Source organism: Segatella copri (assembly GCF_051861805.1).
GTDB lineage: Bacteria > Bacteroidota > Bacteroidia > Bacteroidales > Bacteroidaceae > Prevotella > Prevotella copri_M.
On sequence record NZ_CP146520.1, the window covers coordinates 1,795,851 to 1,811,873 of the forward strand.

The window sequence follows — 16,023 nt, forward strand, 5'->3', positions numbered from 1 at the left end:
AATGGGGTGTGGAACCCTTCAGATTCTGCCGTATTATAGGAATGGGGTGAGGAATGTTGCCGCAAACCAGCCCTTGAATCTTTGCCAGCCCGTGCGCCACTCCCGCCAGTTTTTCTCGTTGAGCAGAAAACTGTCTTTCTTCTCTTTGTTGAAGAGCTGGTCCAGCTGGTCGGTGGTGCACGAATCCACAATCACCGCATTCTCCTCGTAGTCCCATCTCAGACTTCGGGCATTGAGGTTGGCGCTGCCCACGGTGCAGAACTTGCCATCTACCATGATAATCTTGGTGTGGTGGAAGCCTGGCGTGTACATCCATACATCGCATCCCGCCTTCATCAGTTTGTGGGCATTATAGAAGCCGCAATCTGGTGTCAAAGGAATATCGCTTCGGGTAGAGAGCATGATCTCCACCTTTACGCCCCTTTTTGCTGCATTCTTCAGTGCCTTCTTCAGCTTGTGGCTCAGGGTGAAGTAGGGACTGATGATTTTGATGCTATCCTGTGCGTCGTTGATGGCGTTCACGTAGAAATAGCGGATGATATCCTTCGAGATATGTGGCTCTCGGTTGATGATACCCACCGTCTTGCGATAAGCCGTAGCGGTGGTATCGGGTTTGAGATTCTCTACCAGATAGTCCTTCTTCTCCTTGCGATAGTATTCTTCACCATCAATGTGCTGTCCGCTTACCTTGTTCCACATCTTGAGGAATATTTTCTGCAGGGTATTCACCTCGCTTCCGTCGATGCGGCAGTGCATATCGTGCCATTCGCCCACCACCTTCGTACCTTTAATATAATAGTCGGCTACGTTCATGCCGCCTGTATAGGCAATCTGTCCGTCGATGACTACGATTTTCCGGTGGTCACGGTTGAAAACGGCATGCACCCAAGGAAACTTCAGGGGTTTGTATTCATAAATCTCGATACCGTTGGCACGGATTTCCTTGAGATGTCGTTTTCTCAAAGGTTTGTTGTTGGATGAGTTTCCGAATCCGTCATACAATGCCCTTACCTTGACGCCTTCCTTCACCTTCTGGGCAAGAAGGTCGAAGAGGAGGGAGGCGATGCTGTCGTTGCGGAAGTTGAAATATTCCAAGTGAACGCTGTGCTTGGCTTGGCGAATCGCCTGAAACATGTCGTCGAACTTCTCCTGTCCGCTCATCAGGAGCGTAACAGAGTTATCGTGGGAAAAACTGATGCCTTTCCCACGAAGCTGGTTGACTATTAATGAATCGCTGGTCTGTGCGCTGCACAGCGAACTGACCAGCATCAGTGTTATCGTTGTTATTATCTCTCTGAGTCTCATGTCAACTCCTAATAATCTATTTGCTATAAATTATTAATTATAAATTATAAATAAAAATCACACCATGCAGGCATAGTGATCTACAATGCCTTTCAAATGATTATCCTTATCTACTACGAGCACCGTATGCACCTTGTATTTGTGCATAATGCGCTGAATCTCCGAAATCTTGGTCTTCGGAGTAACCATCTTTGGGGTGGTGGTCATGATGTCGCTAACGGTCTTGTTGAAGAACTCAGCCTGCCATTTCTCCATGGCACGACGGATATCGCCATCGGTAATCAAGCCGATGACACGCTGGTCTTCATCAAGCGAGATTCCCAGTCCCAGTTTGCCCTTGCTCACGTGGATGATAGCCTCACCCAGGTGCATATCCTTAGGAATGATAGGCATATCGTCGCTGCGCATCACATCTTCGGCGGTGGTAAGGAGTCGCTTACCCAATTCGCCGCCCGGATGGAACTGGGCAAAGTCGCGAGGCTTGAAGTGGCGTACCTGCATCAGGGCTATTGCCAGGGCATCGCCCATCGCCAGTGCCGCAGTGGTACTGCTGGTAGGGGCGAGGTTCAGCGGACAAGCCTCCTTCTTCACCTTTACGGTGATATGATGGTTGGAATATTTCGCCAGCAGGGAATCCGGATTTCCCGTAATCGAAATAATCGGTATGTTCATGTGAAGCACCATCGGGATGAAACGGAGCAGTTCATCGGTCTGACCGCTGTTGCTCAGTGCCAGCACCACATCCTTATCGGTCATCACACCGAGGTCGCCATGATATACATCCAGCGGATTGATATAGAAAGCAGGCGTACCTGTTGAGGCTAGGGTAGCGGCAATCTTGGCACCCACGTGTCCACTCTTGCCCACACCGGTAACGATAATCTTGCCTTGGCAATGGTACATCATATCCACTGCCTTTTCAAAATTGTCATCCAGATAAGGTATCTGGTCGAGGATGGCCTGCGCCTCATCTCTCAGGGCCTGTTCGCCATAGCCACGTACCACCTTGTCATCTATCTTATTATTCTTATCGGTCATTTCTATAACATTTGAATTCTTAGTTCTTTACTTTTCCTCTTCACTTATAAAAGTTCCTGGATAAGAGATTCTAATTTGTCTAATTCCAGCATGTTGGCTGCATCTGATAATCCCTGGTCTGGGTCAGGATGTACCTCGAAGAAGTAACCCGTAGCACCGAATGCCTTGGCTGCCAATGCCATCGCTGGTACGAACTTGCGGTCGCCCACGGTCTTGCCGTCGCCGGCACTAGGGCGCTGCACGCTGTGGGTGCAGTCCATAATTACATTAGGTACAATCTCCTTCATGTCAGGGATGTTGCGGAAATCAACCACCAGGTTGTTGTAACCGAAACAGTTGCCACGTTCGGTGAGCCAAACTTCCTTGGCTCCGCTTTCCAATGCTTTCTCCACAGGATACTTCATGTCTCTTCCACTCAGGAACTGTGCCTTCTTGATATTGACAATCTTGCCTGTCTTGGCGGCAGATACGAGCAAGTCGGTCTGGCGGCAGAGGAAGGCTGGAATCTGGAGTATATCGCACACTTCGCCCGCAGCCTCAGCCTGATAACTCTCATGAATATCAGTAGTGATGCGAAGACCATACTTTGACTTGATGTCGCTGAGCATCTGGAGTCCCTTTTCCAGGCCTGGACCACGGAAAGAGTGGATGCTGGTACGGTTGGCCTTGTCGAAAGAAGCCTTGAATATGATGTCTGTCCCTAATTTATGGTTGATGCGCACGAGTTCCTGAGCCACTGTATCCAACAGCTCCATCGACTCGATGACGCATGGTCCTGCTATAAATGTTGCCATATTTTTTTTAGTTTATAGTTTATAGTTTATAGTTAATAGGGGGCTATCCCGCTATCAACTATAAACTATAAACTGTTAATTATTAACTTGTTTAATTGTAATCTCACGCTGTGGGAATGGAATCTCGATATTGTGCTCGTTCAGTGTATCGTAGATGCACTCCATGATGGTAGCGTCGTCCATGGCTTGGGTAAGCACATTGACCCACACCACAATCTTGAGGGTGATGCAGCTGTCGTCGAAACTCTTGAGCAATACCTTTACGCCCTTTTCCTTATTGATGCAGTCGAGCTTCAGCAGTTCCTTGATGAGAATCTGCTTCACCTCCTTGATGTTGCTTCCGTATGCCACGCCTACTTCCAGCGCATCCAGCTCGTAACCATGATTCTTGGTCATGTTCTTATAGTTCTTGGAGAACAGCTGCGAGTTCTGGAAGGCGATGACTGAACCGTCGATAGCCTCCAGCATGGTAGAGGTGTAGCTGATACTGCTCACCTTACCACGGGTGCCGTCGCAGATGATATAGTCACCCACCTTCACACGGCCCATCATCAGGGATACGCCGTAGTAGATGTTCTCGAGAATATCCTTGGATGCAAAACCCAGACCGGTTGACAAACCGGCAAAGATGGCAAGCAGCCATGACTTTCCTACCTCGAATACGCTCAGGGCAATCATCAGCCAGATACCCCATACGATGACCTGCAACACATTCTTGAACATCACAATCTTGGAAGCTGCCGATGCCGGATCAGTCTTCTCGAAATGATGGCGCATCAAATCTACCGTGGTGATATTGATATAGTTAAACAGGAAGTAGAGGCAAGCCACCCACGAAACGCTATAGAGCGAAGCCGTGAAGTTGGTGGTATGGATATAGTTCTTGTTGAAGATTTCCCAGGTGGTGTCGCTCATGTTGAACACATCTGCTGCCCAATAGATGGAGACGATGAAGGAGAGCACGCCCGAGATAGGCAGCAACACCTTATATACGAAGCGATAGCCCCATTTCTCGGTGATAGCCAAGCTGCGTAGGTTTCTGCGCTTGGCATATACGCTGAGCCATCCCTTGCAGCAGGTGATGGTGAGCACGCAGGTGAGCTGCATGGTCCACCAGATAATAATCTGTACGGCGAGCAGGGTGAAACCTACCCAAGCACTGACGGTAGTTACCGCAAAGACGGCAAGCGAGATATAGGCGTATGTCTTGTCGGTACGCAGCACCTGATTGCGCTTTCTGGCTATCACATTCCACTGCCACAGGGAGCAGAATAGAAGGATAGGAGGGAAGATGAAGTTCACCAAATCGTTTGGTATCAGGATGATACGGAAAACGATGACGATGAAGCCTATCAGCATCAGTGGAGAATAGATGCGGAAGGTGTTCTTAATCTTGTCATTATCCACACGTAGCAGGATTGATACCAGAATGACGCCAATCAGCCATGCAAACTCCACCAGCAACTGGCTTGCCATCACCACGAAGTTCTGGGTAACCGTCATGCGTACGATGCCTAGGATGGCTGCAAAGGTAACCACGGTCATCGCCATGATGAGGCAAGGGCGCTTCGCCATGAAACTCTCCTTTCTGTTCTGGAACATGCCGTGCTTCATCAGTTGGGTGAGCACGATGCGGATGGCAAAGAGATTGAGGAAGACGGAGATGAGACCATAGAATGCAATGATGCCGAAGAGGATGAAGATGATGCGTACATCCCATTGCGACATCATGCCTGGTGCCCGCTTGTATTTCTCTGCTACAGAGGTCTTTGCCTCGTTGTAGTTCATGCCGATATTGCATAGGATATGCAGATAGTTGTCGCCTCCATTGTTGAAGATGCTGTTCTGGATATCGCTGTATCGCTTGTTGGCATAATCGTTGAGAGCCTTCAGTTTCTTGTCGGTCCTGTCGTATGCCATCACGTATAGTTGCAACTGTTCCTGTTTTTCTACCAGTTGTCGGCGGATGTTCACGGCAAGGGTCAGGTCTACGTTGCGGTTTACCTGTGCCTCGTCGCTCAGGAACATGCTGTTCATGCCGTAGAGATAATTGATGAGGGAGTCGTATCGCGCCACTTCCATATTGGTTTCCTTGATCATCTGCCTGAACGGCACTGCCTTCGACTTGAACTTTCTGAACTGTTCTGTAGCTTCATGGCAGGCGTAGGTCATATCGAACACATATCCGTTTCTCTGGGAATAGAGCATGATGGAGTTCTGGTCAGCTTGTCTTACGATGCTGATCAGTTCGGCGATAACCTGCTGCTGCTGTGCCTTGGCCACCTTGTTCTGCTTTTCCAGGTCGATGTGGTAGTTGGTCAACTCGGTGCGCAGCATATAGAGCGTTGTATCCAGGTTGGCTTCCTTGAGCACAGCATTGCTTGGCAGCACGAAAGCCACCATCAGCAAGATGAGAATATATAGTTTCTTTTTCATTTTAAGTCTATTTGTCTGCAAAGTTATTAATAATTCGTGAATAATCAAAGAATAAGATGCGTTTTTTAAGATAATCAGCTAGATGAAGCATCTTTTTACCCATATCTTTGCGATATTTCATCGAAATTCCGTACTTTTGCAGTGTATTTAAAAAGATAAAACAATGAACATACTCATAGCAGACAGCGGCAGTACCAAGACCGATTGGTCGTTGACCGACGGGCAGGGCAATGTAGTGATGACTTGCAAGACACAGGGCATCAATCCTATTCACATGCAGGATGACGAGGTGCTTCAGATTCTGAAGTCGGAACTCATCTTGCCGGAATCACCACAGGAAGTATATTTCTATGGCAGCGGTGTGACCGAGGCGATGAAGCCCCGGATGGCCTCACTCCTGCAGCAGGCCTTTCCTGGAGCCAAGGTGGAAGCCGAGGGAGACATGATTGGAGCGGCAAGAGCCCTCTTCGGCAACAAGCCAGGCATCGCCTGCATCTTGGGAACGGGAGCCAACAGTTGTCTCTACGACGGTCATCGCATGGTGATGAATACGCCACCGCTGGGTTACATCCTGGGCGATGAGGGTAGTGGTGCCGTTCTGGGTAAGCTCTTCCTGAACGGCATCTTCAAGGGCACCTTATCTTCTGCCATCCAGAAGAAGTTCTTGGATTGGTCGGGCTTGGATTATTCTACTATTATAAATAAGGTGTATCGCGAACCGCTTGCCAACCGGTTTCTGGCATCCATCTGTCCTTTCATCTCGCAGCAGATAGCCGAGGGAGAGAAGCATGAGAATGGTACCGACGAACTGAACGAGGCGATGGCGCTCTATCGGGTGGTGCTTGGCAACTTCAATGATTTCTACGAGAAGAATCTCCTGCCTTATATCAAATATGTGAAGGCGAGCGCCGAAGACATCTCTCAGTTGGAGTCTGGTGTAAAGGCATGGGATTTGTCTTTGGGCGAAGATGTGCCAGCGGTGGGCTTTGTGGGAAGCATCGCCCATTACTTCGAGTCGCCATTGAGGAATGTGATGTGCGATGAGCATCATCTCACCATCAAGAAGGTAATGCAGGCACCTATGCCGGGACTGATTCAGTATCATTCCCAGCCCCAAAAACAGGTTTAGCTTTTTTTATGAAAAGTATCAGAATTTAAGAAAATACTGCACCAAAACAGATAAAATGCTCTGTTTTGGTGCTTTTTTTGTTAAGAAAGGAGGATAATGCAACATTTTATACGTATCCTTTTAACAATAATGCCCCCATGCGTATTTGTTTTTTCCTTATCTTTGCCCCATCAAAAACAAATTTCACAACGATAAATCAAGGCATGGCGCTCTTCGGAGCGGCTCCACCTTATTTATAATGGCAATATGAACCTACCCAATGATAGGAACAATATTAAACCAAAAATGAACAATTATTAATTTAAACCTAACGTAATTATGAGAAAAACATCTCAGAAATTCTCGCAGAGCCGAATGCTCTGTAAGGTTGCGCTGGTAGCCCTCATGTTGGCAATCCAGGCAATGCTAGGAATCGGAGCAGGTGTCCTAAATGCTCAGACGGTTAAGGGTACTGTTATCTCTGGCAGTGACAATGAACCACTGATTGGTGCAAGTGTCATGGTTGAGGGAACGAGAAACGGTGCAGTAACCGACTTGGATGGTAACTTTACCATCTCAGCAAAGAATGGACAGACGCTCGAAGTTTCTTACCTGGGCTTTATCACCCAAAAGGTGAAAGTTACAGGTTCTGTAATCAACGTAACCTTGAATGAGGACAAGCAATCTCTTGATGAGGTTGTCGTCGTGGGTTATGGTGTTCAGAAGAAAAAGCTGGTGACGGGTGCCAACATCAACGTGAAGGGTGATGACATCGCCAAGTTGAACACTTCCAATCCGCTTCAGGCGCTCCAGGGACAGACTCCTGGTATGAGCATCATCTCAACATCCGGTCAGCCGGGTTCCGGTTTGAAGGTAAACATCCGTGGTATGGGTACCGTGAGTGGTTCTGATCCGCTTTACATCATTGATGGTGTACGTGGTGACATCGCTTCTCTGAATCCTGCCGATATCGAAAGCATTGATGTGCTGAAGGATGCGGCATCGGCTGCCATCTATGGTTCGCAGTCGGCCAATGGTGTGGTTCTGATTACCACCAAGGGTGGTAAGGAAGGCCGTGCCGTGGTTAGCTTCGACGGCTATGTGGGTTGGCAGAACAAGCCACGCAGCATTGATATGCTCAATGCCAGGGAGTATATGACTATTCTGGATGAGGCTGCCATCAACTCGGGTAAGAACGCCTACGACTGGAGTAAATACAAGAGTATCTATGATGCCAATGGCGATTTGATTGATACCGACTGGGTAGATCAGATGTTTGTGAAGAATGCCAAGACTTCTTCTTATAATATAGGTGTAAATGGCGGTAGCAAGACTGCCAATTATGCCATGACGCTGGGTTATATGAACCAGGAGGGTATTGTTGGCGGCAAGGACGTCAGCAATTATGAACGTTACAACTTCCGTGTCAATTCCGACTGGAAGGTGAAGGACTGGTTGAAGGTGGGTGAGCAGATCAGTTTCATCTATACCCAGAATACGGGTATCGGTGTGGGTAATGCTTACAACAACTCTCTGCGCAGTGCCTTCAATACCTCTCCATTGTCGCCAGTCTATAGCGACAACAACAAGTATGATTCTCCTTTTAATGATACCAGCAATAGCGACTGGTATAATGCCGATGGCAACCCATACGGCTTGATGATGACGAACAATAACAATCAGACGAATGCAGCCCGTTTCACCGGTAATGTGTATGCGGAGATTGAGCCTATCAAGAACTTGAAGTATCGCACCGTAGTAGGTTACGAATATTATGCAAGCGATTACCGTTCGTTTACTCCTCTCTATCAGTTCTCCATTTATAGCTACAACACAGCCAACCGTACCAGTGTGAACCAGAATATGGGACATAACTGGCAGTTGACCTGGACCAACACCCTGTCTTACGACTTCAAGGTGAAGGAGCATAGCTTCACAGCCTTGGCAGGTATGGAATCCTGGCGCTTTGATGGCGTAGGCGTAAGTGCATCCAATGCCACCCTGAAGAGTGGTTTTGCCGACTGGAACCATGCTTATGTAAGCAATGGTACCGCTGCCACCGCTACCGATGGTCTGGGTGCCAGCGGTGCTCCTTCTCTGTCACAGCGCATGGTGAGCTACTTTGGTCGTGTAAGCTGGAACTGGAAGGAAACCTATATGGCAACAGCTACCCTGCGTGCCGATGCTTCTTCTAAGTTTGCCCGTGGCAACCGCTGGGGCTACTTCCCTTCTGTTTCTGCCGGTTGGATTGTAACCAATGAAAAATGGGTGAAGCCTCTGCTCAAGGTGCTTGATTATGCCAAGGTGCGTGCAAGCTGGGGACAGGTTGGTAACCAGAATATTGGCGACCTGATGTTTATTTCTCCTATCTCAACATCGGGTGCTTACTATAACTTCGGTACGGCTTTGGGTGCTGACGGACAGTCAAATTACTATGGTGCTTATGAAAGCCGTCTGTCTAACGAGAATGTGAAGTGGGAAACTTCAGAGCAGTTGGACTTCGGTTTGGATCTGCGCCTCCTGGGCGAGTTGAATGTCAACATCGACTGGTATAAGAAGACCACCAAAGACTGGTTGCTGGTTAAGCCTATCCCAGGCACAGCCGGTACGGGAGCCCCTTATTTCAATGGAGGTGACGTAGAGAATACCGGTATAGAAATCGGTTTGGGCTGGAACGACAACATAGGTAGAGATTTCAACTACTATGTGAATGTCAACGGTGCCTATAATAAGAATAAGGTGGGAAGCATCCCTACATCCGATGGTATCATTCATGGTACCGATGGTAATGGTCAGCTCTATGATAACTCTACCGAGTTCTACCGTTGCAGCAATGGCGAACCAATCGGTTATTTCTGGGGTTACAAGACCGCTGGTATCTTCCAGAACCAGAAAGAAATCGACGAGTGGGTAGCGGCAGGCAATGGCGTACTTCAGGGATCTTCTGTAAAACCAGGCGATGTGAAGTATTACGATGTCAACCACGATGGTACCATCAATGATGCCGACAAGGTAAACCTGGGCAATGGTATGCCAGACTTTACCTATGGTTTTTCACTCGGTTTCGACTACAAGGGACTCGACTTCTCTGTAACCGCCAACGGTTCAGTAGGCAACGACATCGTTCAGAGCTACCGCAATGTAGGTGCCAAGACAGCCAACTACACTTCAGCCATCCTGCAGCGCTGGACTGGTGAGGGAACATCCAACAAATATCCACGTGTGACAGAGACCAATGTGAACTATCAGTTCTCCGACCTCTTTATCCAGGATGGTGACTTCCTGAGAATCAGCAACATCACCTTAGGTTATGATTTTGCCAAGCTTCTGCATCAGAAGTTCGTATCTCAGGCCCGTTTGTACTTCCAGGTTCAGAATGCGTTTACCTTTACCAAGTATGACGGCATGGACCCAGAAATCGGTTATGGTGTCAACAGTTGGGCATCAGGCGTAGATTTGGGTTACTATCCACGTCCACGTACCTTCATGGTAGGTTTGAATCTTAAGTTCTAATTTAAAGGAGATATCATTATGAAGACAAATAAAATAAAGATAGCCGCTTTGGGTATTTTGGCTATGGGAGGTCTGGCATCTTGCAGCGACAGTTGGCTGGATGTGGCTTCCAAGACAGAATCAAATTCCGGCAATTACTATAAGAGTCAGGAGGATGGACTTCGCTCGCTCTATGCCTGCTACGACGGTTGGCAGCGTACAGTTTCAGACGGTCCTTCGTTCACCGTTTATCAGTTGACCGAGACGATGAGTGACGAGTGCTTTGGCGGTACGGGTAACACCGATGGCCGCAACACCCAGATTCTCGACCGTTTCGACATGAATCAGGCACCATCTTATACCGATATGCACGAAACCTTGTGGAAGAGCTATTATGCAGCCATCTTCCGCTGCAATGAGTTTATCGATAAGGGTGAAGGCATTACCTGGGATGATGAGAATGCAAAGAACACTTATCTGGGTGAGGCTCATGCCCTTCGTGCCTTGTGCTATTTCGATATGCTTCGCCTTTGGGAGAACATCCCGTTGCTGGAACATGCCACCAGCGATGTGGTTCCTCAGGCTGCTCCTGACTCCGTATATAGTCTGGTATTCAGAGATTTGAAGTATGCCATTGAGCATATTCCTGCCAATGCCTATCCTAAGAAGGATGCGGCTACCAACGATGGACATATCACCAAGTATGGTGCCGAGGCAATTCTGGCTCGCGCGTACCTCTTCTATAGTGGCTATTATGGCAAGGAGCCTGATCAGTTGGGCTTGACCAAGGCGGATGCACTGGCAGCCTGTGAGGATATCATCGCCAGTGGCGAGTTCAGTCTGGTACCTCGATTCAGAGATTTGTGGCCAGCTTCTGCTGATGACAAGAGCGGTGACCACGTAGGACTTTGGGCACATGAGAACTCTTCCTGGGCTGGTCCTGGAAACTCAGAGACCATACTCTCGATGAAGTTCAACTACACAGCCGACTATAATGGCAACAATGATGGTAACCGTTTCCAGGTGATGGTAGGAATGCGTACCGGTAGTCTGGTTTACGAAGGCTATGGCCAGGGTTGGGGTGCATGCACCGTTACACCATCCATTGCTTCAGCCTATGCTACGGGTGATACCCGCCGTTCAGCCTCTATCATTGATGCTTCACAGTTGAAGGATTACGAGAACACCTATCTTGCCGACCAGCGTGAATACACCGGATATTTCGTGAAGAAATATACCCCTTTGTCTAAGCACGAAACTGCTGGTGATGGCAAGTTGCAGCATTACACGGAAACAGTGGGTGCAGGCGATTTCCAAATCAGTCAGTTCCAGGATTGGGTACTCGTCCGTTACGCCGATGTCCTGTTGATGGCAGCAGAGTTGGGCAGTCCTAATGCCCAGTCTTACTTCGACCAGGTTCGCAAGCGTGCTTATACCGAGGATGATGGCACCACCCTGAGTGGCAACTATTCTCAGCAGACAGCTACCAAGGAGAACATCCTGAAAGAGCGCAAGCTTGAGTTTGCCTTCGAGGGAATCCGCTATTGGGATCAGCTCCGTCAGGGCGTGGAGCAGGCAGCCAAGGAGATTGCCGGTTCCTGGGAAGTGAAGGATGGCGGCGAGAAAACCACCGTATCCATCAGTGCCGAGAATATCATCAAGAAACGTGGCTTGATTCAGATTCCTATCACCGAGATCGGACTTTCTCATGGTCTCCTGAAGCAGAATCCAGGTTGGTAATTCTAACTTTTTAAAGTATTGGTTTTATGAAGATTATAAATAAAATATATTCGCTTTTGGCAGCTGTCATGATTCTCTTCATGGCGAGCTGCTCTCCAGACGAGTTTGGTCTGGGCGATAAGAACTTGTCTTCTGAGGATTTGGCAGAGAACATCGCCTTCACGATTACTCACGACGAAAGCAATCCTAATATCGTCAAGTTCAAGAGTCTGTTGCCATCGAGCTATTCGGTGGTCTTTGATACGCCTCAGGGACGTTTCCAGCAGGATGAGGTGAGCCTGAAGATTCCTTTCAATGGTACCTATCAGGCACGTGTCGGTGTTGAAACCCGCGGCGGTTTCCTCTGGGGACCTTACGCCGAGTTCAAGGTAGATGATTTCTGTGCCGAATTCGTTACCGATCCTCTGTGGACCTATCTGAGTGGCGGCGTAGGCAAATCGAAGCGATGGAAGTTGGATATCGATGCCAATACCATCACCAAGCATTCAGACCTTTGGGCAGGTCCGCTCGGATTCTGGGGTATGGATGATGACTGGAGTACCTGCATGATGGGACAGACCGCTGCTGCCGGCGACCATTGGAACTGGACTCCTGATATCCCAGGTAACTCCTGGGTGATGTCGGCTATCGACTATGGTTATATGGAGTTCGACCTGATTGGTGGTGCCCATGTCACCGTATATAATGCTGAGACAGGTGAGACCTTTAAGGGTACTTACATGCTGGATACAGACAATCATACCATCACCTTCTCGGATGCGGAGCTGCTCCACAATTCGGGACATGACAAGGTTGCTACCAACTGGCGTAGCGGACTGAAGCTGATGGGACTTGCCGACGACCGTTTGCAGATAGCAACAGTTCGAGACAATTCAGATGAGGGCAAGTGCTTGCTTTGCTACAACTTCGTTTCAGAGGAATACTGGAACAATTGGACTCCTACCGTGGCAGAGAACACCCATGTGAAGCCAACGCTGATGACCGACTGGCGCGACTGGGTAGAGCAGAAGACCAATAAGGAAATCACCTACAAGTTGGCTAACCCTGATAATGAAGAGGGACGGCAGTTTGACTATTGCAACCTCGACGGTAGTGCCAAGGGCATTCAGCTTACAGCAGCCAATGGTATCGAGGATGCAACCCTCGTGATGAACAGCGAGTCAAAGAGCTATATCTACACCGCTCCTGATGGAAGTCAGGTTTCCGGTAAATATACCTTGACTGATGAAGGCGTATTCACTTTCGACAAGGGCTTCGGTAATACCCAGCTTTCTGCAACGGGCAATTACAACATGCATGCCAATGCGGACAACACCCTGCGCATCCTGAAAGTCAGCAAGGATGATTATACCGGACATCTGAAGGATTTGTGGCTCGGTAGCCAGTGTCTTGATGACCAGGGCAATCTCTATCAGTATCAGGCATACCACTGGGTAGCCCAGAGCGCAAGTTCAGCATCAGGTCCTAAGTATAAGGCAAACCTCTTCTTCAACAACTCCGGTTGGGGCTGGAAGCACGATGGCGATATCGCCAACTATATGAGCACCAATGTGTTCATCACAGGCGATGGCGACTATTCCTTGAAGTTTGAGGGTGCAGAGAGCAATCCATATCTTCTCTACATCGACGTCAACAAGATTCTGAAGGACAATCCAAACTGCGATATCACCATCAAGAGCATCAAGGTAGATGGCAAGAGTGTTGATTTTGATGATACACTCATTCCAAGAGGATATACAGATGACGACTCAAGTACCAACTCCTTCCGTCGTTATGTATTGAACCCATGGGGACCAGCCGCATGCTTCAAGTTTGATTCCGGCAATAACGAGTTTACCGACTTCAAGTGTTCTTCAAGCATCGAAGTGGTTATCACCGTGAAGATGGATACAGGTGCTCCTGTAGTGACACCTTCAGAGGGTAAATAAGATTAGAAACTTTAATGTGGATTAGATTATGAAAATGAAATATTTAGCAGGTGTGATGCTGCTGATGGCCGGTCTTTGCTCGCTCTCTTCCTGTAGCGATGATGATGACTACTCTGCAGCCACAGGAAATGTGATTAGCACCATTGAGACGGGTGATGCTTCTGTTACTGCTATTTCGGCAGTAGTCAGCGGTAAGGTCTTGGACTTGAGCAAGCAGGATGCAGGTGCCTATGCGGTGGGTGTTGTTTACGGTACCAACCCCGATCCTACCACAGCCGGCACCAAGCAGCCAGGCGTGATTGATGCCGAAGGTAATGTAACCGCCACTCTCTCGGGATTGACCAAGGGCAATACCTATTATTATGCCACTTACGTACAGTTGCAGGGCATAGTAACCAAGTTTGGTGAGGTGAAGAGCTTCGTGGCAACCGATGCCCAGATTGCTACAGCCGGAGCCACGGATGTTACGGCAACCAAGGCCACCCTGAGTGCTACAGCCAATGGCTTGGAAGGTATCCTGATAGAGGGAGAGACCCAGATGAACTACGGTTTCAAGATTTCAACCTCTGAGGCGGATGTAGAGAACGGTATCAATTATCCTATCTCTGCCAGTGCCAAGACCATCAGTCAACGTGTGGAAGGTTTGCTTCCTGGAACTACTTACTATTATACATCATATTTTGAGTTGGGCGATGGTTTTGTCTATGGTGAGACCAAGAGCTTTACCACTCCTGCTCAGACAATGGAATATGTTGATTTGGGTTTGAGCATCCTTTGGGCTAAGTGCAACCTGGGTGCAGAATCAGAGGAAGAAACAGGTGCCCTTCTGGGCTATGGTGATCTGACAGGTGTGAATCAGAGTACTTATCTCATCGATTACAATACTGTGGAGGATATCGCCGGTACGGATAAGGACATCTTGAAGAAGGTGAATGTGGATGCAGGTGCCTTGATGCGCAGTTCTACTCCTACAGCCGATCAGATGAGTGAGTTGATTGCCAATACCACTCAGACAGAAGTTGAGGTGAAGGGCGTGAAGGGTATCAGATTTACTGCAGCCAATGGCAACAGCATCTTTATGCCTTACACCGGTTACCGCAACGGCACTGCCAAGGTAGGCGAGGGCAACCAGGGCTTGTATTGGAGCGGTAATAACTATAGCATCGCTACGGATTATAGCCAGACGCTCAATCTGACCAATGGTACTGCTTCATCTGGTGTTTCGGCCCGCAACCTGGGTTTGGCGATTCGTCCTGTTCGCATGTCACCGGAGTTGAAGGTGGATAATTCCAAGTTGGTTGTCGGCGACCTTGAGAATAACGGCAGAATCCGTATCGAGATTTTCAACCAGTATGGTTCTACGGGTAGCAATCCTGGCATCAACCAGGCTCAGATTAAGTTTACCAAGAATATGGTGGTTACTTTCCGTCTTTCAGGTTTGACAGATAACATGAAGGAAGGTGCGGGCAGTCATGTGGCTGGTTTGGAGTATGCTGATGCTTCTTGGGATCCAAGTCGCTGGTCAGCCTTTGATAATTCCAAGTATGATGCCAATGTTACTGGCGATGGTCTCTATACGGTTTGGATGGAGACAGGTGGTGCCGAGGCAGAAGGTGCAGCGGTATTCTGTGTGGATATCAACAATCTGGCAGCTGATGCCATCGATGCATCCAAGATTACTGCAGAGATTGTGAGCATCAAGTTTGATGTGGATCCTGAATTCTCAATGGATTTCTCAAAGACAGAGTTCAACAACAAGGATGGCAACGGCACAGACGGTCGTATTGAGATCTTCAATGAGTATGGTAATACCAAGGCAAATGGAGTGGATGCTTCAGCCTTGTCATTCGCAGGTAATCTGATTGTCAACTTCACCATCTCGGGTATCGACGGCAACCTGAAGGATTCTGCTTCCAAGAACTACAAGACAGAACTTTCTTATGCCACATCTAGCTGGTATCCTAGCTACTGGGGCGGTTCTGAATTCGGTCGCACTTATGTGAAGGGCGATGGCACCTACGAGGTTTCCGCTTCTTTGGCAGATAAATGCTCGGGTGCAGTGGTTTGGACCATCGAACTCTACGATTTGTGGAAAGACCTGGTTGATCCTACTCAGGTTAAGGTCAAGATTAATCATGTCTTGACTCCAGGTAAGTAATCATACGTATTATTTTGATATTCT

At 48.3% G+C, this 16,023-nt stretch carries 9 protein-coding genes; 5 read left to right on the forward strand and 4 right to left on the reverse strand.

Annotation, left to right across the window (positions count from 1 at the left end):
- Positions 1–33: 33 nt before the first annotated feature.
- The 4 genes from cls to V8Z93_RS06885 form a co-directional block, all read right to left on the reverse strand.
- Entirely contained in the window at positions 34–1,305 is a 1,272-nt protein-coding gene (gene cls / locus V8Z93_RS06870) for a cardiolipin synthase (RefSeq protein WP_439432781.1), read from the reverse strand.
- 57 nt (positions 1,306–1,362) lie between these two features.
- Positions 1,363–2,343 carry a KpsF/GutQ family sugar-phosphate isomerase gene (locus tag V8Z93_RS06875; RefSeq protein WP_439432782.1) on the reverse strand — a complete coding sequence of 327 codons (981 nt, stop codon included), beginning with the start codon at positions 2,341–2,343 and terminating at the stop codon, positions 1,363–1,365.
- Positions 2,344–2,387: 44 nt separating this feature from the next.
- A complete protein-coding gene (gene kdsA, locus V8Z93_RS06880; RefSeq protein ID WP_299334200.1) occupies positions 2,388–3,137 on the reverse strand; it encodes a 3-deoxy-8-phosphooctulonate synthase in 750 nt (249 codons plus the stop codon).
- Between the two features lie 75 nt (positions 3,138–3,212).
- A complete protein-coding gene (locus V8Z93_RS06885) occupies positions 3,213–5,573 on the reverse strand; it encodes a mechanosensitive ion channel family protein (RefSeq protein WP_439432783.1) in 2,361 nt (786 codons plus the stop codon).
- A 163-nt stretch (positions 5,574–5,736) separates the two neighbouring features.
- Here V8Z93_RS06885 and V8Z93_RS06890 point away from each other — a divergent pair, with 163 nt between their 5' ends.
- The 5 genes from V8Z93_RS06890 to V8Z93_RS06910 all read left to right on the forward strand — a co-directional run bounded on the left by V8Z93_RS06890 (position 5,737) and on the right by V8Z93_RS06910 (position 15,999).
- Positions 5,737–6,702, forward strand: coding sequence for an ATPase (locus V8Z93_RS06890; protein ID WP_439432784.1), 966 nt, complete (start codon positions 5,737–5,739; stop codon positions 6,700–6,702).
- Between the two features lie 318 nt (positions 6,703–7,020).
- Positions 7,021–10,194, forward strand: coding sequence for a SusC/RagA family TonB-linked outer membrane protein (locus V8Z93_RS06895; protein WP_439432785.1), 3,174 nt, complete (start codon positions 7,021–7,023; stop codon positions 10,192–10,194).
- Positions 10,195–10,212: 18 nt separating this feature from the next.
- Positions 10,213–11,913, forward strand: coding sequence for a RagB/SusD family nutrient uptake outer membrane protein (locus V8Z93_RS06900; RefSeq protein ID WP_439432786.1), 1,701 nt, complete (start codon positions 10,213–10,215; stop codon positions 11,911–11,913).
- 26 nt (positions 11,914–11,939) lie between these two features.
- Entirely contained in the window at positions 11,940–13,841 is a 1,902-nt protein-coding gene (locus tag V8Z93_RS06905; RefSeq protein ID WP_439432787.1) for a hypothetical protein, read from the forward strand.
- A gap of 34 nt (positions 13,842–13,875) precedes the next feature.
- Positions 13,876–15,999, forward strand: a complete 2,124-nt coding sequence (locus V8Z93_RS06910; protein WP_439432788.1) for a hypothetical protein — start codon at positions 13,876–13,878, stop codon at positions 15,997–15,999.
- Positions 16,000–16,023 lie beyond the last annotated feature (24 nt).

Coding starts and splice junctions, on each gene's coding strand:
- cls (WP_439432781.1), bottom strand. CDS start 1,305: ATGAGACTCAGAGAGATAATAACAACGATAACACTGATGCTGGTCAGT.
- V8Z93_RS06875 (WP_439432782.1), bottom strand. CDS start 2,343: ATGACCGATAAGAATAATAAGATAGATGACAAGGTGGTACGTGGCTAT.
- kdsA (WP_299334200.1), bottom strand. CDS start 3,137: ATGGCAACATTTATAGCAGGACCATGCGTCATCGAGTCGATGGAGCTG.
- V8Z93_RS06885 (WP_439432783.1), bottom strand. CDS start 5,573: ATGAAAAAGAAACTATATATTCTCATCTTGCTGATGGTGGCTTTCGTG.
- V8Z93_RS06890 (WP_439432784.1), top strand. CDS start 5,737: ATGAACATACTCATAGCAGACAGCGGCAGTACCAAGACCGATTGGTCG.
- V8Z93_RS06895 (WP_439432785.1), top strand. CDS start 7,021: ATGAGAAAAACATCTCAGAAATTCTCGCAGAGCCGAATGCTCTGTAAG.
- V8Z93_RS06900 (WP_439432786.1), top strand. CDS start 10,213: ATGAAGACAAATAAAATAAAGATAGCCGCTTTGGGTATTTTGGCTATG.
- V8Z93_RS06905 (WP_439432787.1), top strand. CDS start 11,940: ATGAAGATTATAAATAAAATATATTCGCTTTTGGCAGCTGTCATGATT.
- V8Z93_RS06910 (WP_439432788.1), top strand. CDS start 13,876: ATGAAATATTTAGCAGGTGTGATGCTGCTGATGGCCGGTCTTTGCTCG.